The sequence below is a fragment of the Mannheimia massilioguelmaensis genome (genome assembly GCF_000940515.1).
Classification (GTDB): domain Bacteria; phylum Pseudomonadota; class Gammaproteobacteria; order Enterobacterales; family Pasteurellaceae; genus Basfia; species Basfia bettyae.
In genome coordinates this window covers 254,301-278,166 of record NZ_CDQL01000006.1, presented here as the reverse complement: position 1 = coordinate 278,166, position 23,866 = coordinate 254,301, and the positions used below count along the sequence as shown (strand labels likewise).

General features: G+C 36.1%; 24 protein-coding genes and 1 tRNA gene. 11 read left to right on the top strand and 14 right to left on the bottom strand.

Annotated elements, in window-relative coordinates; all coding sequences use genetic code 11:
- Window positions 1-236 precede the first annotated feature (236 nt).
- From BN1226_RS06085 to yceD, 8 genes are all read right to left on the bottom strand, one after another.
- Window positions 237-1,904, bottom strand: coding sequence for an anaerobic C4-dicarboxylate transporter (locus BN1226_RS06085; protein WP_044470415.1), 1,668 nt, complete (start codon window positions 1,902-1,904; stop codon window positions 237-239).
- 201 nt (window positions 1,905-2,105) lie between these two features.
- Complete coding sequence (gene acpP, locus BN1226_RS06080) at window positions 2,106-2,336, bottom strand: acyl carrier protein (RefSeq protein ID WP_005759872.1); 231 nt, start codon at window positions 2,334-2,336, stop codon at window positions 2,106-2,108.
- Window positions 2,337-2,598: 262 nt separating this feature from the next.
- On the bottom strand, window positions 2,599-3,327 hold the full coding sequence (gene fabG / locus BN1226_RS06075; RefSeq protein ID WP_044470414.1) for a 3-oxoacyl-ACP reductase FabG: 729 nt from the start codon (window positions 3,325-3,327) through the stop codon (window positions 2,599-2,601).
- A gap of 99 nt (window positions 3,328-3,426) precedes the next feature.
- On the bottom strand, window positions 3,427-4,365 hold the full coding sequence (fabD, locus tag BN1226_RS06070) for an ACP S-malonyltransferase (RefSeq protein WP_044470413.1): 939 nt from the start codon (window positions 4,363-4,365) through the stop codon (window positions 3,427-3,429).
- A 68-nt stretch (window positions 4,366-4,433) separates the two neighbouring features.
- A complete protein-coding gene (locus BN1226_RS06065) occupies window positions 4,434-5,384 on the bottom strand; it encodes a beta-ketoacyl-ACP synthase III (RefSeq protein WP_044470412.1) in 951 nt (316 codons plus the stop codon).
- 33 nt (window positions 5,385-5,417) lie between these two features.
- Window positions 5,418-6,437: a phosphate acyltransferase PlsX gene (gene plsX / locus BN1226_RS06060; RefSeq protein ID WP_044470411.1), complete on the bottom strand. Its 1,020-nt coding sequence runs from the start codon at window positions 6,435-6,437 to the stop codon at window positions 5,418-5,420.
- A 28-nt stretch (window positions 6,438-6,465) separates the two neighbouring features.
- A complete protein-coding gene (gene rpmF, locus BN1226_RS06055) occupies window positions 6,466-6,636 on the bottom strand; it encodes a 50S ribosomal protein L32 (protein WP_005544470.1) in 171 nt (56 codons plus the stop codon).
- Between the two features lie 17 nt (window positions 6,637-6,653).
- Entirely contained in the window at window positions 6,654-7,178 is a 525-nt protein-coding gene (gene yceD, locus BN1226_RS06050) for a 23S rRNA accumulation protein YceD (protein ID WP_040596260.1), read from the bottom strand.
- Window positions 7,179-7,441: 263 nt separating this feature from the next.
- Here yceD and asd point away from each other — a divergent pair, with 263 nt between their 5' ends.
- Entirely contained in the window at window positions 7,442-8,308 is an 867-nt protein-coding gene (asd, locus tag BN1226_RS06045; protein WP_044470410.1) for an archaetidylserine decarboxylase, read from the top strand.
- 79 nt (window positions 8,309-8,387) lie between these two features.
- Window positions 8,388-9,020: a BamJ family beta-barrel-assembly machinery protein gene (locus BN1226_RS06040; protein ID WP_044470409.1), complete on the top strand. Its 633-nt coding sequence runs from the start codon at window positions 8,388-8,390 to the stop codon at window positions 9,018-9,020.
- A gap of 534 nt (window positions 9,021-9,554) precedes the next feature.
- Here the strand turns inward: BN1226_RS06040 and BN1226_RS06035 are convergent.
- The 3 genes from BN1226_RS06035 to tsaD all read right to left on the bottom strand — a co-directional run bounded on the left by BN1226_RS06035 (window position 9,555) and on the right by tsaD (window position 11,420).
- A complete protein-coding gene (locus tag BN1226_RS06035; protein ID WP_040596266.1) occupies window positions 9,555-9,686 on the bottom strand; it encodes an entericidin A/B family lipoprotein in 132 nt (43 codons plus the stop codon).
- Between the two features lie 116 nt (window positions 9,687-9,802).
- Window positions 9,803-10,384, bottom strand: coding sequence for a thymidine kinase (locus BN1226_RS06030; protein WP_005759862.1), 582 nt, complete (start codon window positions 10,382-10,384; stop codon window positions 9,803-9,805).
- A gap of 1 nt (window position 10,385) precedes the next feature.
- Window positions 10,386-11,420 (bottom strand): tRNA (adenosine(37)-N6)-threonylcarbamoyltransferase complex transferase subunit TsaD, encoded by a 1,035-nt coding sequence (tsaD, locus tag BN1226_RS06025; protein WP_044470408.1) that lies wholly within the window; start codon window positions 11,418-11,420, stop codon window positions 10,386-10,388.
- 230 nt (window positions 11,421-11,650) lie between these two features.
- Here tsaD and rpsU point away from each other — a divergent pair, with 230 nt between their 5' ends.
- The 5 genes from rpsU (at window position 11,651) to lldD (ending at window position 17,324) form a co-directional block, all read left to right on the top strand.
- Window positions 11,651-11,866 carry a 30S ribosomal protein S21 gene (gene rpsU / locus BN1226_RS06020; RefSeq protein WP_005717672.1) on the top strand — a complete coding sequence of 72 codons (216 nt, stop codon included), beginning with the start codon at window positions 11,651-11,653 and terminating at the stop codon, window positions 11,864-11,866.
- A 130-nt stretch (window positions 11,867-11,996) separates the two neighbouring features.
- On the top strand, window positions 11,997-13,748 hold the full coding sequence (dnaG, locus tag BN1226_RS06015; protein WP_044470407.1) for a DNA primase: 1,752 nt from the start codon (window positions 11,997-11,999) through the stop codon (window positions 13,746-13,748).
- Between the two features lie 94 nt (window positions 13,749-13,842).
- Window positions 13,843-15,699: an RNA polymerase sigma factor RpoD gene (gene rpoD, locus BN1226_RS06010; RefSeq protein ID WP_044470406.1), complete on the top strand. Its 1,857-nt coding sequence runs from the start codon at window positions 13,843-13,845 to the stop codon at window positions 15,697-15,699.
- Window positions 15,700-15,823: 124 nt separating this feature from the next.
- Window positions 15,824-15,900, top strand: a tRNA-Ile gene (locus BN1226_RS06005).
- Window positions 15,901-16,178: 278 nt separating this feature from the next.
- The gene (gene lldD, locus BN1226_RS06000; protein ID WP_044470405.1) at window positions 16,179-17,324 is read left to right on the top strand and encodes an FMN-dependent L-lactate dehydrogenase LldD; all 1,146 of its coding nucleotides are present in this window, start codon (window positions 16,179-16,181) and stop codon (window positions 17,322-17,324) included.
- A gap of 71 nt (window positions 17,325-17,395) precedes the next feature.
- On the opposite strand, the gene BN1226_RS05995 is transcribed toward lldD, so the two are convergent.
- Both BN1226_RS05995 and serB read right to left on the bottom strand, forming a co-directional pair.
- Window positions 17,396-17,887, bottom strand: coding sequence for a YajQ family cyclic di-GMP-binding protein (locus BN1226_RS05995; protein WP_044470404.1), 492 nt, complete (start codon window positions 17,885-17,887; stop codon window positions 17,396-17,398).
- A gap of 10 nt (window positions 17,888-17,897) precedes the next feature.
- On the bottom strand, window positions 17,898-18,872 hold the full coding sequence (serB, locus tag BN1226_RS05990; RefSeq protein WP_044470403.1) for a phosphoserine phosphatase: 975 nt from the start codon (window positions 18,870-18,872) through the stop codon (window positions 17,898-17,900).
- 96 nt (window positions 18,873-18,968) lie between these two features.
- On the opposite strand from serB, the gene BN1226_RS05985 reads away from it, so the two are divergent.
- Window positions 18,969-19,652 (top strand): YtjB family periplasmic protein, encoded by a 684-nt coding sequence (locus BN1226_RS05985; RefSeq protein WP_044470402.1) that lies wholly within the window; start codon window positions 18,969-18,971, stop codon window positions 19,650-19,652.
- A 99-nt stretch (window positions 19,653-19,751) separates the two neighbouring features.
- Here BN1226_RS05985 and rpsT read toward each other — a convergent pair whose 3' ends face one another.
- Window positions 19,752-20,015, bottom strand: a complete 264-nt coding sequence (gene rpsT / locus BN1226_RS05980) for a 30S ribosomal protein S20 (protein WP_005759828.1) — start codon at window positions 20,013-20,015, stop codon at window positions 19,752-19,754.
- Between the two features lie 339 nt (window positions 20,016-20,354).
- Between rpsT and murJ the strand changes: the two genes are divergently transcribed.
- The 3 genes from murJ to BN1226_RS05965 all read left to right on the top strand — a co-directional run bounded on the left by murJ (window position 20,355) and on the right by BN1226_RS05965 (window position 23,836).
- Window positions 20,355-21,935: a murein biosynthesis integral membrane protein MurJ gene (gene murJ, locus BN1226_RS05975; RefSeq protein ID WP_044470401.1), complete on the top strand. Its 1,581-nt coding sequence runs from the start codon at window positions 20,355-20,357 to the stop codon at window positions 21,933-21,935.
- A 159-nt stretch (window positions 21,936-22,094) separates the two neighbouring features.
- A complete protein-coding gene (locus BN1226_RS05970) occupies window positions 22,095-22,973 on the top strand; it encodes a DMT family transporter (RefSeq protein ID WP_044470400.1) in 879 nt (292 codons plus the stop codon).
- 2 nt (window positions 22,974-22,975) lie between these two features.
- Window positions 22,976-23,836, top strand: a complete 861-nt coding sequence (locus BN1226_RS05965; protein ID WP_044470399.1) for a DMT family transporter — start codon at window positions 22,976-22,978, stop codon at window positions 23,834-23,836.
- The last annotated feature ends 30 nt before the right edge of the window (window positions 23,837-23,866 follow it).

Sequence of the window (23,866 nt, the reverse complement as noted above, 5' to 3'; positions counted from 1 at the left end):
AAAACGTAATAAGTGTAATGATATTATCATAATTTATTATATTTTCATTATATATTGGTTGGATATTTGTTAAATTAGAGTTGTAATTAAATGAAATTTACTATTTTCATGTAAATAGTGAGTTTTTATTTAATTTTGTTTTCTGTACTAGTGCTGAGGTTGAGGTGAAAAAAAATAAAAAAAGTGCGGTGAATTTTTAAAAAATTTACCGCACTTTAGTTACGCTTTATGAAAGATTAAAGGTAACCATATAAGCCTGTGAAGATATAACCGAAGATACATGATGTAATTACACCGATTAATCCCACTAATATGAAACTGTGATTGATAACAAATTTACCAATGTGGGTTGTACCTGAACGGTCAAATTGAATTGCAGCTAAGTCACTTGGATAAGTTGGTAAAATATAGTAACCATAACAAGCTGAAGCAAATGCAAGGATAATCGCAGGATCAACACCAATGCTTAATGCTAATGGTACGAAAGCAACTAAAGCCGCAGCTTGTGAGTTTACAAATTTAGAGATGAGTAACAACATTACTGCATAGGTCCAAGGGTGTGCTTTTACAATATCACCAAGGGCAGCTTTCATCATTGGAGTATGTACGGTAAACATGGTTTCTGCCATCCAAGAAATACCAAATACAGCAACTAATGCAATCATACCTGAACGGAAGATTTCATTTTTACTGATTTTACCTGGATCAGTTTTAGTGAATACAACAATTAGCGCACCAGCTAACAGCATGAAAATTTGAATAACGTGTACCATACCTAAGGTAGATTTTTTCTTCACGCTATCTTTTAATAGGATAGAGGCATCATTAATCGTTTCGGATTTATCACCTGCGGTAATAACAACATTATTATCTTGTGCAGAAACAGTTTGTGCTAGCACCCCTTTATCATCATAAATATCAATTGCATTATAGGCAATTTTGGCTTTACCTTTGCTTTCTTTTACGTCAATAGCCATTTTGCCATCTTTTGCAGTAGCAACAATTTTACCGTCTTTCACATTGATACTTTTTACTGTTTTGTCAGCTGATACAATTTCAACTACTTGAGCGGGCACAGATTTTTCGAAAGAAGGGCGTAAATCTTTAAAGTAACCTAATAAAGCCACTAATAGAATGGTACCAAAGAAGATCCACATTGCATTCCAGCTGGATTGTGGCAATTTTTTGTCTAATAGTGAAGTACTTTCACCATAAACATATTTTTTGAATTCAGGATCTTTAAGTTTTTCTTGGAATTCTGGGTCTTTATCTAAATCTTTACCACGGAACCAACTGAAAATACCAATAGCTAATACACCACAAAGTGTAGAAGGCACGGTGATTTTTAATAGATCTAAGTAACCATCAAAACCTGCTAATGGTGTTTTCGCATTGATTAAGAAGGCTGTTAAGGTGACTACAGCAACTGAAACTGGTGAGGCAATAATCCCCATTTGAGAGGCAATAGAACTAGCCGCCATAGGACGTTCAGGACGAATATCATTTTTGATAGCAATATCATAAATAATAGGTAACATGGTATAAACAACGTGACCTGTCCCACAAAGAATAGTTAATGTACAGGTTACAAAGGGAGCAAGTATACTCACGTATTTAGGATTTCTACGTAACATTCTTTCTGCAATTTGTAACATTACATCTAAACCACCACTAGCTTGTAATGTTGCAGATGTTACCACCACAGCAAGAATGGTTAGCATAACATCAATTGCAGGTTTGCCAGGCTCGATACCAAAGCCAAATACTAAAACGAGTAAACCTACTCCACCTAGCATTCCAAGTGCAATCCCACCTTTTCTTGCACCATAAAATAAACAGATAAGTACAATCGCAAGTTGAATTGCAAATTGACTTCCTTCACTTAGATTTATTAGAAAATCCATAAATACTCCAAATATTAAATATGATTAATGTATAGTTGCTAATTTTAACATCAATTTTACTACTTAAAAGGGGGTATTTAATTAATTTTTGTTCTAAGTCAATAAATGAAAAATAACTTAGTCATTAACAGAATGGAAATTTAATGAAATTGGTGAGGTATATATAATTAAGGCGACTTGATAGTCGCCTTAATAAATTAATTATTGATTGTTTTGAACGTAGTCAATTGCTGATTGAACGGTAGTAATTTTTTCTGCTTCTTCATCAGGAATTTCGATATCGAATTCTTCTTCTAAAGCCATTACTAATTCAACTGTGTCTAAAGAGTCAGCACCTAAATCTTCGATGAAAGATGCTTCAGATTTAACTTCTTCTTCTTTAACACCTAATTGGTCAACAATGATTTTTTTTACGCGTTCTTCAATGCTCATTTTTTTTTCCTATTGTAGTTCTCGCCCAATGCGATAAAGTAGATAGTGTATGTATTTTTCTAAAACTTGCAAGAACTTTATTTTAGTGGTCAAACCACGAATTCTCACGCTAGTTAAAACATACCGTTAAAATTTAATTACCTCGTTTATATACGCATGATTGCGTTACTAAGGTTTAATCATATTTTGATTTTAACATTAAGCTTTATGGTTTTCTATGGTTTTTATTCCTTTTTTGGATGTATTCCATAGTCTTTCTTTGTTACGCCATGTAAAGTCCGCCATTTACATGTAATGTTGTTCCTGTAATGTAGCTTGCATCTTCAGACGCTAGGAAGGCTACTGCTTTAGCAATATCCTTAGGCTCGCCTAGATGACCCGCTGGAACATTGGTTAAAATGCTTGCTTTTTGTTCATCTGTTAATACTTCTGTCATATCTGTCGCAATAAAACCAGGAGCAACCACATTAACGGTAATGCCTCGCGAAGCTACTTCTTTTGCTAGACCTTTGCTGAAACCAATTAAGCCCGCTTTAGCTGCACAGTAGTTTGATTGACCTGGGTTACCGCTTGAACCTACAACAGAACCAATAGTGATGATACGACCAAAACGTTTTTTCATCATGCTGCGTAACATTGCTTTTGATAACCGATATACTGAAGTAAGATTCGTTTGCATAATATCAAACCATTCATCATCTTTCATTCGCATTAAAAGGTTATCACGAGTTATTCCTGCATTGTTAACAAGAATATCAATATCTCCAACCTCTTTTTTGATTTGTTCTAATACTGAATCAATAGATTCTTGGTTAGCCACATCTAATACTAGGCCTTTGCCTTTTTCACCTAAATAAACAGAAATGCTTTCTGCACCTTTTTCAGATGTAGCCGTGCCAATAACAAATGCACCTTGAGCCGTTAATTCTTCGGCAATTGCACGCCCAATACCACGAGTTGCACCTGTAACTAATGCGATTTTATTTTGCATATTATCTCCCTGATTATTTATAAAATAGATTTTTCCAAAAGTGCGGTATATTTTTGATAAATTTTACCAATAACCTTGTTTAATCCAATTCACTTAAGATTAAGCTAAAATTTCTGTCACGGCGTTTAATGTTTTTACATCATTAACGGCTTGTGCAGATAATTCTTTTACAATACGGCTAGTTAACCCTGTCAATACTTTGCCAGGACCAATTTCAATGAGCACTTCAATTCCATTTTTTGCCATACGTTCCACGGATTCTGTCCAGCGTACCGGGCTATATAATTGACGAACAAGCGCATTACGAATTGTTTCAGCATCAGTTTCAGTTTTTACATCTACATTATTAATCACTGCAATGCTTGGTGCTTTAAATGTAATACTTTCTAAGGATACGGCTAATTGATTGGCAGCAGGTTTCATTAAAGCACAATGTGAAGGAACACTAACTGCTAATGGTAAAGCTCGTTTAGCACCAGCTTCTTTACAAGCAACAGCCGCACGTTCAACTGCTGCTTTATTACCAGCAATAACAACTTGTCCTGGTGAGTTGAAGTTTACTGCTGAAACTACTTCACCTTGTTCCGCATCTTTACATGCTTTGATAATAATTTCATTATCTAAGCCAATAATAGCATACATTGCACCAGTGCCTTCTGGCACCGCTTGTTGCATTAATTTACCACGCAATTCAACAAGTTTGATTGCATCTTGAAAATCAATTACACCTGCACATACTAAAGCAGAGTATTCACCTAAACTATGTCCAGCCATAAGCTCTGGTTTTAGATTTGGATATTGTTCTTGCCATACACGATAAATTGAAACTGAAGCAGCAAGAAGAGCGGGTTGAGTTTGCCAAGTTTTATTTAATTCTTCAGCGGGGCCTTGTTGTACTAATTGCCATAAATCATAACCAAGCACTTCTGATGCTTGTTGGAATGTTTCCTGAACAATAGGGAATTGTTCTGCTAATTCAGCTAACATACCCACAGTTTGTGAACCTTGACCAGGGAAAACCATTGCGAATTTTTTCATTATATTTCCTATATTGTATGTAAAATATTAAGCAAAACCTCAAAAGTATAGAGGATGAAATGTGTATATTAAAAACGAATTAGTGCCGAACCCCAAGTCCAACCACCACCAAATGCTTCTAATAACAGCAATTGACCTCGTTGAATTCTTCCATCGCGAACGGCTTCATCCAATGCGATAGGCACCGTTGCAGAACTATTATTGCCATATTTTTCAACGGTTAATACAACTTGCGACATATCCATCTCTAATTTTTTTGCCGTAGCTGAAATAATACGGATATTGGCTTGATGTGGAACTAACCAATCTAAATCAGATTTTTGTAAGTTATTTTTTTCTAAAGTTTCTTCAACAACGCTTGATAATTGTCCTACGGCAAGTTTAAAAGTTGCATTACCTTGCATTGAAATATAGCCAGTTCCTGTTTGTTTCGGTTCAATATTAGGAAGAACTAGCATATTTTCAGTATCAGCAGAAGCATGTAGATGTGTTGAGATAATGCCTGATTCTGTACTTGCTTCTAAGATCGTTGCTCCTGCACCATCACCAAATAAAACGACAGTGCCTCGATCAGTTTCATCTAAGTGACGAGAGTTCAGGTCGGAACCAATCACTAAGGCTTTTTTAATTTGACCTGATTTAATAAATTGATCCGCTACCGCAAGAGCATAAACAAAGCCTGTACAAGCTGCGGCAACATCAAATGAAATTGCATCTTTGATACCTAACAAACCTTGAATTTGACAAGCAGCACTTGGATAGGCATGAGAATTAGTGGTGGTTCCAACGACAATAAGTTCAATTTCTTGTGGATCGATATTAGCCATGTTTAAGGCGGCTTCTGCTGCCTTTGCGCCCATGCTTGCAACACTTTCATCAGCAGCTGCAATACGGCGTTCCTTCATACCTGAGCGAGTGTAAATCCACTCATCAGATGTTTCCACCATTTTTTCTAAATCGGCGTTAGTACGTATTTGAGTTGGTAAGTAACTACCGGTTGCTAAAATTTTACTGTACATAATATTCTCGTTATGTTCGTAATTGTCTTAATTTTAATATTTTTGTAGACCTGCCAAGATTTTATTTGGAATATCTTGACGAGCTTGTAAGGCGGCATCTTGAATTGCATGGCTAAATGCTTCAATGTTAGCAGAGCCATGACTTTTTACCACAACTGCGGTTAATCCTATCAAAGATGCACCATTGTATTGATCTGGATTGATTTTTTTTAAGCGTAAATAACTATCTTTAAATAGTAATTTTATTAACCAATTAAAAATAGGTTTTAATCGATGGTTTTGAGATTGACCTCTCACTAAGCTAATGACATTTTTAGCTGCACCTTCAAGGGTTTTTAGTGCGATATTCCCTGCAAATCCATCACTAACGATCACATCAGCTTTACCATTTAATAAATAATTGCCTTCAATAAAGCCTGTAAAATTGAGAGTTGTATCTGCTGCCAATAATTGGGCTGCTTCACGAATAGATTTGTAACCCTTTATATCTTCAATACCGATATTTAATAAAGCAATGCGTGGAAACAGTAAATTTAGTTGATTCTCAGCAAATATTGCTCCCATTAAGGCAAATTGATATAAGTTTTTAGCATTGCAATCTATATTAGCTCCTAAATCTAACATCACGCTACGTCTACCGTCCATCGTAGGTAATAATGAAACAAGAGCTGGGCGATCAATTCCTTTTAAAGGTTGCAGAATAACTTTTGAGAGCCCCATTAACGCACCTGTATTTCCCGCACTCACACAACCTTTAGCTTCGCCTTTTTGAACTGCTTCAATTGCTAATCGCATAGAAGTGCCTTTGCTATGACGTAATGCATAAGAAAGACCTTGATTATTTTCAATTACCTGAGAACAGTGGCAAATAGTAAGACGTTGTTTGAGGTTGCTTGGAACTTGTTCCAAGAGAGGAGTGATTTGTTGGTTATCTCCAAACAATAAGAGAGATAGCATTGGATCTTTTTCCAACGCTTTTATTGATGCAGGGATAGTAGTACGGGGACCAATGTCCCCGCCCATCACATCTAACGCAAGGGTTAGACGGCTCAAGTGATTACCTTATTAGTAATAAATATAATTACTTATTAATCACTTTACGACCACGATAGTAACCATCAGCAGTTACATGGTGACGTAAATGCGTTTCACCACTTGCTTTATCAACTGATACTGCAGCAGTAGTTAGTGCATCATGTGAGCGACGCATATCACGACGTGAACGAGATTTTTTATTTTGTTGAACAGCCATTGGCTATACTCCTAAATTTACTTTTGCTTTAAATTAGCTAATACAGCGAACGGGTTCGGTTTTTTTGCCAACTCTTCGGGCAATTCGCCAAAAACCTGTTCAGCCACGGACACTTCACAGTGTTCAGATGAATGCATTGGCACAATAGGCAGAGTCAAAATTAATTCATCTTCAATTGTACCAACCAAATCTATTTCACCGAATTCATTGAATTCAATCGGCTCATAAATCTCAGGTAATTCATCAATTTTATCCAAATTAGCCACAGGGCTATAGCAAAAAGTACATTCTACTGTTTGCTTAAATGGTAGACCACAACGCTGACATTCTAATTCAACATCAACTTGGGCTAGCCCTTTAATTACCACTAATTTTTGTGGATCAATGAAAAATGATAATGTTACCTGTGCATCGCTGAGCACTTTACTGACAGACTCAGAAAGACGCACTAATTGATCGGCTGTGTAATAGCCTACATAGTCTAATCGACGTTGAGCATCTTTAACTGGGTCAACAGTTAGGGGTAGTTTTACCTTTTGCATAGGGCGCAAATATTACCTTTAGATAGAAAAATAGTCAAAGGAAATTACTATTTTTTTATTAATAATCTAAATTATTAAAGTTGATATACTAAATTCTAATATGTTTAATAAATATTTTGTATCAGATTTCCAATAACTTCATATTAAAACCTATAGAATTTTACATGTTTTTTCATCTCTTTTTAATTAATATCTTGAAAAACATTGGCACAAACTCAATTATTGTTATAATCAAGCCTATTTTTAGTAAGGAAATCTAAATTATGTCTAAAATTACTTATTGGCAACGTTTAAAAGTTGCTTTTCAATATGCTATGCCGCAAATTTATTTAACTCAATTTGCAGGTTGGTTTGCACAGCAAAAATGGAGCAAAATTACCCATTTAGCCATTCAAGCATTTGCTAAAAAATATAATATTAATATGGGCGAAGCAGAAAAAGAGAATTTCTCTGACTATGCTACTTTTAACGAGTTTTTTATTCGTAAATTAAAACCTAATGCTCGACCAATTAATCAAAATAATGATGCTATGTGCTTGCCTGCGGATGGAAGAATTAGCCAATGTGGTCATATTGATGATGATTTGTTGTTACAAGCAAAAGGTCATAGTTTTAGCTTAAAAGAGTTGCTCGCAGGTGATGAAGAACTCGCTGATTTATTTAAAAATGGCGAGTTTGCTACCACTTACTTATCGCCTCGAGATTATCATCGTGTACATATGCCTTGTGATGGCACAATCAGAAAAATGATCTACGTTCCTGGTGAGTTATTTTCAGTAAATCCATTTTTAAATACACATATTCCAAATTTATTAGCTCGTAATGAGCGTGTGATTTGTTTATTTGATACTAAATTTGGTCCAATGATTCAAATCCTTGTTGGAGCAACGATTACAGCGAGTATCAGTACAACATGGGCTGGGGTAATTAACCCACCTCGCCATAATGAAATCAAAACTTGGAATTATGATGCAGAACAAATTACCTTACTTAAAGGTCAGGAAATGGGAGCATTCCAATTGGGATCAACAGTGATCAATTTATTTCCAAAAGATGCAGTACAATTAGCCGATTATTTACAGGTGGATACTATTACACGTGTCGGTGAACTACTTGCTTATAAAAAATAGGCTTATGATTTCTTGAATTAGAAATATAGTTTCATATATCAATTTATTTAAATAACCATTTGAAATTAGGAAAAATATTATGTCAAAACAATTTTTTGATTCAGTTAGTTTGGAAAGTGTATCAGCGAAAGGCGGATACGGTGTGGGTTTACAAATTGGTCAACAGTTATTAGATAGCCAGTTAGATGTCACACCTGAAGCCGTAGCGAAAGGTATTTATGATTCATTAAATCATCATTCACCAGCATTAGATTTAAACGAAGTGAGTCAAGCATTACAAACATTACAACAAAAAGCACAAGAAGCAGCACAAGCTAAATTTGAAGAAATCAAACTTGCAGGCCAAGCATTTTTAACTGAAAATGCAAAAAAAGAAGGTATTAAGGTAACGGATTCTGGTTTGCAATATGAAGTTTTAGTTGAAGGTACGGGTAAAATTCCAACTCGTAATGATACTGTACGAGTTCATTATACAGGTACATTGCCTGATGGCACAGTATTTGATAGTTCTGTAAGTCGTGGTCAACCTGCTGAATTTCCAGTAGGCGGCGTAATTGCTGGCTGGGTTGAAGCCTTACAATTAATGCCAGTTGGTTCAAAATGGCGTTTAGCTATTCCTCAAGAATTAGCTTATGGTGAGCGTGGTGCTGGCGCATCAATCCCTCCATTTAGTCCATTAGTGTTTGAAGTTGAATTATTAGATATTCTTTAATTTTAGATCTAGCAAAGCAACAGCTAAGAAACAGATCTAAAAAATCCTAGAGTTAATAACTACTGAGTTCTTGCATTATGCAAGGCTCAGTATTTTTTTAGTCTAATTTAATATGTTTGGGGTTGTAATTAAACATTCCTATTCGTTCATCTCCGAATCGCATCTGAAAATTGGACATAAGTAAAAAGTTTATGCATAATCGCTTTTCAGTGGTTAATTAGCTCAAAATTGCCAGAAGTTCTAGTTCCAATAAAATTGTGTTATTATAGTTTCATAAGTTTTATATCTAAAATAGACCTCGGAATAATCAAACTTCACTATGATTTAACATTTTTTGTAGGTGGCTATCATATTGATGGTTAGAAAAGTTGAACATATGATATACAACGGAAATTAGGCTATAAGTTTTAGAAGTAGAGTAAAGTGCGGTCAGTATTTTGAAAATTTGGCTTATATTATGGAAGGGAAAATAATTTCATTGATAAAGGCAGGTATAAACCTGCCTTTATTATAATATGGTAATTGAGTGAATAATTATTTAGTCACAACTTGTTCTACTTTTTCACCTGCGTGTTGGATATCTTTACCCACACCTTTTGTTGTTTCACAACCTGTAAGAGCTAAGACGAAAGCACTAGCAAGAATTAAAGACATAAGTTTTTTCATAATAATAACCTCTTTTTTGTTTATTTTTACAACAACTGATTTCATTCTAGCCCTTACAATTGTAAAAAAAAAGATCTTTTCTTTATTTTTGTGACTCATGTCTAACTTTCATAATTTTATGCTTTACTTATTGCTTGTTTATAGTGTAGGCGACATACAGAAATATATCGGTCATTTCCGCCGATTTGAATTTGTGCACCATCTTTAACTACATTACCTTGTTCATTGAGGCGTAAAACGAAGTTTGCTTTTCGCCCACAATGGCAAATAGTTTTTAATTCTTCTAATTGATCAGCCCAAGCTAACAGGTATTTACTGCCTTCAAACAATTCCGCTTGAAAATCAGTTCGTAATCCATAACATAAAACAGGAATATTAAGCTCATCTACGACATCACTGAGTTGGTATACCTGTGTTTTAGTGAGAAATTGTGCTTCATCAACTAAAATGCAATGTAATTTTTCTTGCTTAAGATGTTGGCTAATCTCTTCAAATAAATTTGTGTCGTGGCTAAATAAATTCGCCTGTTGGCTAATGCCAATACGTGAGGTGACTCGCCCTTGCCCAAAACGATCATCAATGGCAGCAGTATAAACCAAGGTGTTCATATTGCGTTCATTATAGTTATAAGCTGATTGAAGTAGGGTAGTCGATTTGCCTGCATTCATTGTTGAATAATAAAAATAGAGTTTTGCCATATTAAATTTCGCTAAGTTCCATCATTGGCCAACGAGGTTTTACATCAATAGCAAGATCCGCTCGTTCTCCATGTTTTAAACGTAAATAACCTACATAAGAAATCATCGCACCGTTATCTGTACAGAATTGCGGGGCAGGATAGAAAACACGACCGTTTAAGCTTTCCATTAATTGTGCTAAGCCTTTACGTAATTGTTTGTTAGCACTTACGCCACCAGCAATAACAAGGCTTTTATAGCCTGTTTCTTTAAGTGCGCGTTTACATTTTATAGCTAAGGTGTCTACCACAGCAGTTTGGAAAGCATGAGCAATATCTGCTTTAGTTTGTTCCGTCAGCTCACCTTCATTTTTAATGCACTGATTAATGGTATTGGCAGCAAAAGTTTTTAAACCTGAAAAACTAAAATCTAATCCTGGTCTATCGGTCATAGGTTTTGGAAAAATAAACCGTCCTGCGGTGCCTTTTTCGGCTAAACGTGATAAAGCTGCACCGCCAGGATAATCTAATCCCAGTAATTTTGCGGTTTTATCAAAGGCTTCGCCAGCTGCATCATCAATGCTTTCACCCATTAGTTGATATTTGCCTACGCCATCGACTTTCACCAATTGTGTGTGTCCGCCCGAAACTAATAGGGCTATAAAAGGAAACTGCGGTCGATTTTCAGGTAATTCAAGCATCGGAGCTAATAAATGCCCTTCCATATGATGAACACCAATTGCAGGCACTTTCCATGCATAAGCCAGTGAACGAGCAACCGTTGAACCTACTAATAATGCCCCCACTAAACCTGGTCCGCAGGTATAAGCAATGCCATCAATATCTTGTGCAGTTAAATGGGCTTCTTCTAATGCCGCTTTAATTAATGGTGCAGTTTTACGGATGTGATCGCGTGATGCCAATTCAGGCACGACACCACCATATTCAGCATGTAAGGCAATTTGAGTATAGAGTTGGTTAGCAATAAGACCTTTTTCTTCATCATAAATCGCTACACCTGTTTCATCACAGGATGTTTCAATTCCTAAAATTCGCATTGAGAGTCTCTTAGATTCGTTTTCTAATTAAAAATTTTTGCAAATTCTACCGCACTTTTTAGCTTTTGTTGAGTGGCAAAGGGACAATTGCTGATAAAACAGTAAATCAATACTTTACTTTTAGTATAAGTTTAGATTAAAATCACGGACCTTATTGAGTAAGTTGCTCAGTAATTTTGCAAAATTAACTAAACTTATTATCAAATTATTATTTTTAGAGGTGATGGCATATGCCAGTAATTAAAGTACGTGAAAACGAATCATTTGACGTTGCATTACGTCGTTTTAAACGCTCTTGCGAAAAAGCAGGTATTTTAGCAGAAGTTCGCAGTCGCGAATTCTACGAAAAACCAACAACTATTCGTAAACGTGAAAATGCAACTCGTGCTAAACGTCATGCAAAACGTGTAGCTCGTGAAAATGCTCGTAATACACGTTTATACTAATTAAATTTTCATTTAATTAAACTCGAGTTCAACAAACCGTGATACCTTGAAAGATAAGAATACAAGGGAATCACGGTTTTGTTCATTGTAATATTATGTAATATTTCTCTATTTTATTCGAGGTTGACTCATGGGCGTGCCTATTCCCCGTACATTCATCAATGATATTCTAGCTAAAGCTGATATAGTGGATGTTGTCAATTCACGAGTAAAACTTAAAAAAGCAGGCACAAATAATTATCAAGCTTGCTGCCCATTCCACCATGAAAAAACACCTTCTTTTACAGTCAGTAAAAATAAGCAGTTCTATCACTGTTTTGGCTGTGGAGCTCATGGTAATGCCATTGGTTTCTTGATGGAATACGATAAGTTAGAGTTTTTAGAGGCTGTTGAAGAATTAGCTAATTTTCTTGGCTTAGAAGTACCTCGAGAGCCAAGCAATGAAAAATTTGATAAAAACCAACCGCACTTTCAAAACAAGCGTGATTTATATAGCTTGATGGAAGAGATTAGTGAATTTTATCAGCAACAATTACCTATTAGTATTCCAGCTCAAGCATATTTACAAAAACGAGGATTATCAGAAGAGGTTATACGACGTTTTGCTATTGGATTTGTACCTGATAGCTTTAATTCAGTGTTACGCCAATTTGCTAAAAATCGTTCAGACCAAGAGAAATTATTTGATTTAGGCATGTTATCTCGTAATGAGCGAGGTGATGTGTATGATCGTTTCCGTAACCGTATTATGTTCCCTATTCGAGATCGTCGAGGTAGAACGATTGCATTTGGAGGGCGAGTACTTACGGATGAACGTCCTAAATATTTAAATTCCCCCGAAACTGTGACTTACCATAAAGGTAATGAAATCTACGGTCTATATGAAGCGTTACAAGCCAATGAAACACCTGAAATGTTATTGGTGGTGGAAGGCTATATGGACGTAGTGGCTTTAGCACAGTTTGGGGTGGATTATGCGATTGCATCATTAGGTACAGCAACAACGCCTGAGCAAATTCAACAAGCCTTCCGTGTTACTGAACAAATTGTTTGTTGCTACGATGGCGATAGAGCTGGACGTGATGCCGCATGGCGCGCCTTAGAAAATGCTCTACCATATTTGGAAGATGGTCGCCAATTGAAATTTATTTTCTTACCTGATGGCGAAGATCCTGATACTTATATTCGTCAATATGGTAAACAAGGTTTTGAAGAATATTTACAAAAGGCTCAATCATTGAGTGACTTTATGTTTGCTCATTTAGTGGCTCAAGTGGATCTTTCTAGCAAAGAGGGTAAGAGTAAATTGGCGGCTTTAGCCGTGCCATTAATCAAACGTATTCCAGGTCAAATGTTACGTTTGTATTTACGTAATTTATTAGCACAAAAATTAGGGATTATTGATCAATCTCAGTTGGAGAGTTTAATTCCGAGTAAAATAGATAAAGCAGAACCTCAAGTTGACAAAACACCTGCAGTGAAACGTACTCCAATGCGTTTATTAATTGGTTTATTGCTACAAAATCCTGAATTATCTCAATTAGATTATGACTTAGAGCCTTTAAAGTCTTTAAAGGAACCGGGTTTTGATTTGTTCTATGCGTTAACTCATCTCTGTCGTGAACATGTAGGTATGAGTATGGGACAAATTTTGGAATATTGGCGTGATTCAAAATACAGTAAACCCCTTGAAATTTTGGCAACTTGGGATCATTTAATCACGGAAGATAAAATCCAAGAGACTTTCTTGGAAACATTGCTTTATCTTTATGTCCAATTTACGGACCAAAATATTGAAAGATTGATTGCTAAAGATCGTAGTACAGGTTTATCCTCAGAGGAAAAACAAGAATTAGCACAATTATTAGCTCAACGACAATAAAACAATAGTTAATCAATCTTAACAGTGGTAAAATCGAAAATATTTGCATTTTATCTTTATATATAACTAAATTTATCAAAGGCGGAAGTCATATATGGATCATAATCCACAATCTCAATTGAAATTGTTAATCGCCCAAGGGAAAGAGCAAGGTTATTTAACTTATGCTGAGGTTAACGATCACCTTCCAGAAGAACTTGTTGATACGGATCAGATTGAAGACATAATTCAAATGATTAATGACATGGGTATCCAGGTGCTAGATAGTGCTCCCGATGCTGATGATTTAATGCTAAATGAAAATATTGCTGATGAAGATGCTGTAGAAGAAGCAACGCAAGTATTATCTAGTGTTGAAGCTGAACTTGGACGCACTACTGATCCAGTACGTATGTATATGCGAGAAATGGGAAGTGTGGAACTTCTAACTCGTGAAGGTGAAATTGATATTGCTAAACGTATTGAAGATGGTATCAATGAAGTTCAAAGTGCGGTAGCAGAATATCCAGAAGCCTTAGCCTATTTAATTGAACAATATGAACAAGTCGAGGATGGTTCAGTCCGCTTAGCCGATATTATTACGGGATTTGTGGATCCTAATGCCATTGCAGAAGAGGAGCATCTTTCAGAATTAGAGGATGAATTATCAGACGAGGCTGAAGTAGATACTGATGCTTTAGACGATGAAGATGATGAAGAAAGTGATGATAGTGATTCTTCTAGTGATGATGGTGATAATTCAATTGATCCTGAAGTTGCACGTGAAAAATTTACTGCCTTAAAAGAACAATGTGAGAAAACTTTAGCAACAATTGCTAAACATGGTCGTACAGGTAAAAAATCTAAAGAACAAATTCAGGCATTATCTGATATATTCACACAATTTCGCCTAGTCCCGCGTCAATTTGATACTTTGGTTCTTTCAATGCGTACCATTATGAAACGTGTACGTACAGAAGAACGCCAAATTCAACGTTTAGCTGTTGATTATGCCAAAATGCCAAAAGAAGATTTCTTAAAAGCCTTTATTGGTAAAGAAAATTCAGAAGCTTGGTTAGATAAATTATTAGATGGCAAGAAACCATTTGTCGAAAAATTACAACAACGTGCACCAGATATTCGTATTTCTATCGGTCGTTTACAACAAATTGAACAAGATACTAATTTAACGGTACAACAAATCCGTGATATTGGTGAGCGTATCGCACAGGGTGAATTAAAAGCACGTCGTGCGAAAAAAGAAATGGTTGAAGCAAATTTACGTTTAGTAATTTCTATTGCAAAAAAATATACGAACCGTGGTTTACAATTCTTAGATCTCATTCAAGAAGGTAATATTGGTTTGATGAAAGCAGTAGATAAATTTGAATATCGCCGTGGCTATAAATTCTCTACTTATGCAACATGGTGGATCAGACAAGCAATTACTCGTTCAATTGCTGACCAAGCACGTACTATTCGTATTCCTGTTCATATGATTGAAACTATTAATAAGCTAAACCGCATTTCTCGTCAAATGTTACAGGAAATGGGGCGTGAGGCAACACCAGAAGAGTTAGCAGAACGTATGGGAATGCCGGAAGATAAAGTACGTAAAGTGCTTAAGATTGCTAAAGAGCCAATTTCAATGGAAACGCCAATTGGTGATGACGATGATTCACATTTAGGGGATTTCATCGAGGATAGTACTTTAGAACTTCCTTTAGATTCTGCAACGGCACAAAGCTTAAAAGCAGCTACTCACGAAGTGCTTGAAGGGTTGACTCCTCGTGAAGCTAAAGTGTTACGTATGCGTTTTGGTATTGATATGAATACCGATCATACCTTAGAAGAAGTGGGTAAACAATTTGATGTAACACGTGAACGTATTCGTCAAATTGAAGCAAAAGCATTACGTAAATTGCGTCATCCTAGTCGTTCAGAGACATTACGTAGTTTCCTTGATGAATAATTTAAAATAAGGCCTAGTTTTCTAGGCCTTATTTGTTTGAAATTACATCAATTATTTGACTCAGTTCTAGACTTATAGCAAATATTTCAATATAATCACCGCACTTTTTAAAAAACATAAACTTCCCCCCTTAGCTCAGTTGGTTAGAGCAGGCGACTCATAATCGCTTGGTCGCTGGTTCAAGTCCGGCAGGGGGGACCATTTAAAAGTTTTATTGTATTCAACAAGGTTTTATCAGGCTAGACTTTACAAAAAGAGTTTAGCCTTTTTTATTATTGTTCTAAGTGCCATATAGAGGCATTAAATCCACCAATAAAAAGCACCTCAAAATTTAATTAAATATTTTATATGGGTAATTTTTCTACATTTATTTAACAAAAATGTGATCGATGCCTCATAATATAAAAGATATTGATTCTTATTTGTATTAATATGTTAAGCTATTGTTAATTTTTATCATTGATTAATGAGGTCTTTAAATGATTATTTCATCTGCAAACGACTATCGTCGAGCGGCTAAACGTCGTCTTCCACCATTTATGTTTCATTATGCTGATGGAGGGTCTTATGCAGAACAGACTCTCTGTCGTAATGTGAGAGATCTGGAAAATATTGCTTTGCGTCAACGTGTATTAAAAGATATGTCGCAATTAGATACCAGTATCGATCTATTCGGCGAAAAGCTTTCAATGCCTGTAACTCTTGCACCAGTGGGTGCATTGGGAATGTACGCTCGCCGTGGTGAGGTGCAAGCAGCGAAAGCAGCAGATAAAAAAGGCATTCCTTTTACGCTTTCAACAGTGTCAATTTGCCCGATTGAAGAAGTGGCTCCAGCGATTAAACGCCCTATGTGGTTCCAACTTTATGTATTAAAAGACCGTGGCTTTATGAAAAACGCCCTTGAGCGTGCGAAAGCGGCAGGTTGCTCAACGCTGGTATTTACTGTTGATATGCCAACACCAGGAGCAAGATACCGTGACAATCATTCTGGAATGAGTGGTCCTTACAAAGATATTCGCCGTGTGTTGCAAGCAATGGTTCACCCATTCTGGGCATGGGACGTGGGCATTCAAGGCAAACCGCATACGCTCGGTAATGTGTCTGAATATATGAAAAAGCCGATTGATTTGAATAACTATATCGGCTGGCTGACAGAAAACTTTGACCCTTCTATTTCGTGGAAAGATTTAGAGTGGATCCGTGAATTCTGGGACGGTCCGATGGTGATCAAAGGCATTCTTGACCCTGAAGATGCGAAAGATGCAGTACGTTTCGGGGCTGATGGGATTATCGTGTCGAACCACGGTGGTCGCCAGTTAGACGGCGTGCTTTCTTCCGCTAAAGCGTTACCAAGTATTGCAGATGCAGTGAAAGGTGACATCAAAATCCTTGCCGATTCAGGTATTCGTAATGGTTTAGATGTGGTACGTATGTTGGCGTTGGGAGCAGACTGTACGATGATTGGTCGCTCATTTGTTTACGCTCTAGGTACGGCAGGCCAAGCAGGTGTTGAAAACTTACTCGATATCTTCTTGAAAGAGATGAAAGTGGCAATGACCCTCACCAGCAACCAGAAAATCAGTGATATTACCCGTGATGCATTAGTAGATTTAAGCAAAATCTAATTATAGCGGTTAAGCATCATTAATATGAGGGAATAAGCCTATCTGATGATTAGATAGGCTTACTATTTTAATTAATCTCGGAAATTATTGAATTGGAAAGGTTGACCTAGTTCTGCACCTTTGACTAATTGAATAACGGCTTGTAAATCATCGCGAGATTTACCTGTTACACGAACTTGTTCACCTTGGATTTGAGTTTGAACTTTTAATTTACTATCTTTGATCAGTTTGGTTAATTTTTTAGCCATCTCTGATTCAATACCTTGTTTTAATTTTACTTCTTTACTGTAAGTTTTACCGCTATGTTCAAATTCAGTTGGAATATCTAAAGATGTTGAATCAATACCTCGTTTAATACAAGCATTACGTAAAATATCTAATAATTGCTCTAATTGGAAATCAGATTCAGTAGATAATTTAATGCTTTCTGTTTTTTCATTTAACTCAATAGAGGCTTGAACATTTTTAAAGTCCCAACGGTTACTTAAATCACGCTGTGCATTTTCAACGGCATTACGTACTTCATGCATAGTAATTTCTGACACAATATCAAATGATGGCATTGTTCTTCTCCTATAATGATAAATTCTTAATTTTTGTACTAGCACTTAATAAACAGATAAGTGCAGTTAAGTCCGCAAAGTTTACCACAACTTGTGCTTGTTGTTGTACTTTTGGTTTGGCATGGAAGGCAGCACCTAAGTTAGCTATCTTCATCATAGCTAAATCATTCGCCCCATCACCAATCGCGACGGTATTTTTAATCGGAATATTAAATTGGTTAGCGAAGTACAGCAAGGTATCTGCTTTATATTGAGCATGGACAATATCGCCTTTGAGTAAGCCTGTAAGTTTACCGTCTACAATATCAAATTGATTAGCCACTGCCGCATCTAATCCTAATTTTTCTTTTAGATCATTAGCAAAATAAGTAAAACCACCAGAGGCAATGACGATACGCCATTGATGTTGTTTTAAGATTTCAACCATTTCTTTTAAGCCTGACATTAAAGGTAAGTTTTTACACACTTGTTGTAGGAGACTTTCAGGTGCATCTTTTAATGTTCCAACACGACGACGTAAGCTTTGTTCAAAATCTAATTCACCACGCATTGCAGCTGCCGTAATTTTCGAAACCTCTTCTCCTGAGCCTGCTAATTTAGCAATTTCATCAATACATTCAATTTGAATGGCAGTGGAATCCATATCCATTACGAGCAAACCAGGTTGAGTCAGGTTTACATGAAAGTCGATTTTGGCTACATCTAAATGTAAAGTATATGCATGATTTTCATAATCTTTTTGCCAATGACCTTTTAGTAATATAACGATATTATGTAATTCGTTCCAACAATCAAAAATTTGAAAATTCTCACCGCACTTTTGTTGGAAAGCTTGTAGTTTTTCAATGCCTAAATTAGTGCCAAATAAAATAAAATAATCACAGCCATTAGATGCTACTTGAGTTGTATTGAATCGGCAGGGAAAGGGAGAGTAATGTTGCTTAATATCTTCAATGTTTGAGCTAATCAATTTGCTTGTTTGCATAATTTAAAAGATCCTGTGGTATTATTATGGTAATCTTAACGCTTAATTGTCTAAATGCTACAATAATATATTGCTTTATGCTTTTGGGGAAATAATTTGCATATCATCAAAGAAAAGGTCATGAAATCATCAATGATTTTACTGATTATTGCACTCTGCGTGCTGATTATGGCGGTAATTTTATTTGGTGTGAATCAATTTAAAATCGGCTCACAGCTTGCCAGTGTTAATCAGGTATCGAACTTATCTCACTTATTGGTTCGTCAGCAGGCCAATCTATTTTCCATGTTATTGGTAAATAATGCGAGTACAGAACGTTTAACTGATAATTTAGAACAATTAAAGAAAAATCAATTTGTATTAGATGCATCTATTTATAATAATACTGGCGAATTATTAGCTCAAACACGTAATGCTTTTGCACTGCGTAATCAACTTGGTTTAGATCATGAGCAACGCCATATAGAATCTAATGATGGACAACAAATTGTTGAGCCAGTTTATTCATCAAATGGTGTGGAAGGATTCTTGCGAGTAACTTTTGATAATAAATATGGGCAAACGACACAAAATAAAATTAATCAGTTATTTCATCGTCTATACGGTGAGTTAATTATTGTTTTTCTGGCTGGAGTGGTGTTAGCCAGTTCAGTGCATTATTTTTTAAGCCATTATCGCCGTACAAGACGTGTTCAACTAGAATTAGCTCCGCAACCTGTAAAGGAGAACAAGGTTAGTCCGTCATTAACATTTCATCGCAGACGTCGCCGATATAAGTGATAATATTGTTTTATGATTTCGTTTTTTGAAAATCATTAAGTATAAAAAACCGCACGTTAAAGTGCGGTTTTCTTTTATTCAATTTTAAAAACTTTTAAATTACGCTAATGCTTTGATTTGAGCTGCTAATTTAGATTTGTGGTTAGCTGCTTTGTTAGCGTGGATTAAGTTTTTAGAAGCCATACGGTCTACAACTTTTTGCATTTCTAAGAATGCTGCTTGTGCTGCGGCTTTTTCACCTGCTGCTACTGCTGCGTAAACTTTTTTGATCGCTGTGCGCATCATTGAACGTTGACTTGCATTGTGTTGACGGCGTTTTTCAGATTGAACCGCACGTTTTTTTGCTGACTTGATATTAGCCAAGGTCAAACTCCTAAGAATTTCTGTAATTAAACGAAGATAAAATAAAGGCGTAAAATATGCCCCTTTTATGCACGTTTGTCAATGATAAATTAAGTAATTTCTATGGTTTCGGTGAGACACAACCGAATGTTACCACCGTTTTGAATGTCGCCATTAAGCCGTTAAGCGATTGAGATTAACGATGTGGGCGAGATTTTACCAGTTTTTTTCGATAGAATATAGCTTAAAAACTAAATTTCTATACAATTAGCATAAATTTTTATGACAGCGATCTTCAGCTGATCCTATTTCTAACTATTTAGTATCGAAAATAAGAAGATCTTACTAGAGAACAATATTTTGAGTAAAAAACTTCTAAAATCAGGCATTACTGTCAGTGTGATGACTTTATTATCTCGTGTATTAGGCTTAGTACGAGATGTAGTGATTGCTAATATTATTGGCGCTGGGGCAGCAGCGGATGTATTTCTTTTTGCCAACCGAATTCCCAATTTTTTACGCCGTTTATTCGCTGAAGGGGCGTTTTCACAGGCGTTTGTACCTGTTTTAGCTGAATATCAAAAGTCAGGTGAATTAACTAAAACTCAAGAGTTTGTCAGTAAAGTCTCTGGTACTTTGGGAGGATTAGTCACTATTGTTACCTTGCTTGCGATGATTGGCTCTCCCGTTGTTGCAGCGATCTTCGGGACAGGCTGGTTTGTGGATTGGTTGAATGATGGTCCTAATGCAGATAAATTTTCCCAAGCCTCTTTACTATTAAAAATTACCTTCCCTTATTTATGGTTTATTACCTTTGTTGCTTTATCGGGAGCGATTCTTAATAGTATTGGCAAGTTTGCAGTGATGTCGTTTTCTCCTGTGTTACTCAATATTGCCATGATTACGACCGCACTTTTTCTTGCTCCCCGTCTGGAAAACGCAGATATGGCATTGGCAATTGGTATTTTTATTGGTGGTTTATTGCAATTTTTATTCCAACTGCCTTTCTTGAAAAAAGCTGGATTGTTAGTCAAACCTCGTTGGGCATGGAATGATGAGGGCGTTAAAAAAATTCGAACACTGATGATTCCTGCATTATTTGGTGTTTCTGTCAGTCAAATTAATTTATTGTTGGATACCTTTATTGCTAGTTTCTTAATGACTGGCTCAATCAGCTGGCTCTATTATTCAGATCGTTTATTAGAATTCCCATTAGGTTTGTTTGGTATTGCTATTTCTACGGTAATTTTACCAACTTTATCTCGTCATCATGTTAATCGTTCTGATGATGCGGTAAAAAGCAGTGAAGATTTTCGTAGCACAATGGATTGGGGGGTACGTATGATTTTATTATTAGGTGTACCTGCAACAATCGGTATTGCGGTATTAGCTCAACCGATGTTATTAGTATTATTTATGCGTGGTCAATTTGCTTTAGCTGATGTACAAGCCACTTCTTATGCACTGTGGTCAATTAATGTGGGCTTGTTAAGCTTTATGCTGATTAAAATTTTAGCCAATGGTTATTATGCTCGACAAGATACCAAAACCCCAGTAAAGATTGGGATTATTGCGATGATAAGCAATATGGGGTTTAATTTATTAGCCATTCCTTTTAGTTATGTCGGTTTAGCGATCGCATCCGCAATGTCTGCAACCTTAAATGCATATTTATTGTATCGTGGTTTATCGCAAGCGGGAGTATATCGATTTTCTAAACAAAGTGCGGTCTTTTTTGTGAAAATTTTAATCTCTGCGCTGGTGATGGGAGGTGTTCTATGGCATTACACCCCCGCTATTGAAACTTGGCAAGCAATGACAATGTTTAAACGTATTCATTGGTTAGGTTGGCTGATGTTTTTGGCTGCGATGGTTTATTTCCCTATGCTTGTGATAATGGGCGTGCGTAAACATCATTTGTTAGCTCGTACATCTAATTAGTTTTGTTAGGGTATTTATTATTGAATATATTTTAAGTTGCCACTAGATCTCTTGCTATAAATAGGATAATTTAGCTATTGGGCATGGTTAACAAACCACTATCCCTAAATTTCTTCAAATTTGACCGCACTTTTACCTAAGCATACCTAAGAAGGTTCTATGTTCTATTTAGTGGCAGCTGTTTTGATTTGGGCGAGTGCATTTATCGCTGCAAAATTCAGTTATAGCATGTTCGATCCCGCACTCACAGTCATGTGCCGCTTAATCCTATCGGCATTATTGGTGTTGCCTACCTTCTTTCGTTCTTATCAAAAAGTACCTGTGCAGTATCGTTGGCAGATGTGGGGATTAGGTTTATTGAATTTCCCTATTGTCTTATTATTACAATTTATTGGTGTCCGCTATACATCAGTATCTAGTGGCGTAACAATGTTAGGTACAGAACCGTTAATCGTGGCACTGTTAGGGCATCTTTTCTTTCAAAAGTCAGCTCGTCTATTGGATTGGTTATTGGGCATTATAGCCTTAATTGGGATTGCTCTGGTCGTGTTGGGGGCTAAATCAACAGATGAAGTCACAATATTAGGTTGTATGTTAGTATTGCTAGGGAGTATTGCATTTTCATTCAGTATACACTTAGCACAAAGTGTCATGAAAGCCATAGATCCGAAAGCTTATACTGATGTAATTATTATGACAGGTGCCATTACCTGCATTCCTTTCTCATTGTTGTTAGTGCAAGATTGGCATGTTCAAATTCATAGTGAAGGTATTCTTGCGATTCTTTACTTAAGCATTGGTTGTACTTGGTTGGCTTATCGTCTATGGAGTAAGGGATTACAAGTTTCAACAGCGAATACGGCAAGCATTTTAACTACCCTTGAACCTGTATTTGGCGTATTATTAGCACTATTACTCCTAGATGAACATTTAACTCTCGTGACTTTTTTTGGCATGTTGCTAGTCATCTTAGCCGCGGGGACCTCAGTCTTATCACCAATGTTAATTAAATATCTAAAAAATAAAATGGCACTCTAGCGATGATCTATCAAATAATTGCCATGCTAATTTGGGCGAGCGCCTTTATTGCAGCGAAATATACCTATGAGATTATGGATCCTGTGCTTATGGTACAGTGTCGTTTTTTTATTGCATCTTTAGTTTTATTACCCACTTTTTTTAAAGCCTATAATACCATCCCAAAAACTTATATTAAAACCATGTGGATTTTGGCATTTGTAAATTTCCCTGTGGTCTTTTTATTGCAATTTATTGGTTTATATTATACTTCTGCCGCAAGTGCAGTTACCATGTTGGGCATGATTCCTTTACTCTCGGTATTGATCGGCTATTTTTTCTTTAATCAATATATCCGACCAATTGATTTATTGTTAAGTATTATTGCATTTATCGGTATCTTATTAACGGTTATTGGAGGGCAAGGAGATAGCCATATTAATGTATGGGGATGCCTATTAGTTTTAGCATCAGCGGTTGCATTCTGTTTTTGTTTATATCTTTCTAAAGATGTTATGAAAACCATGAAATCTAAGGATTATACAAATGTGATTATTGTGTTGGGCACAGTTCTTTGTATTCCTTTTAGTATTTTATTGGTAAAAGATTGGACAATTATCCCTACTTTCAAGGGAATTGCTTCTTTATTCTACCTTGGCTTAATGTGCACTTGTTTTGCCGTTGTTCTTTGGTTTAAAGGAGTACAAACCTCTTCCGTTTATATTTCCAGTCTGCTATCCACGCTAGAACCCGTGTTTGGTGTATTATTGGCAATTTTAATTTTAGGCGATAGATTCTCATTCATTTCTGCCCTCGGAGTGTTGCTCACCTTAGGCGCAATGTTGATTTCAGTATTTGCGCCGTTAATTAAACGGAAAATTTAAAAGTGCGGTAGGTTTTTCAAAAATTTTTGA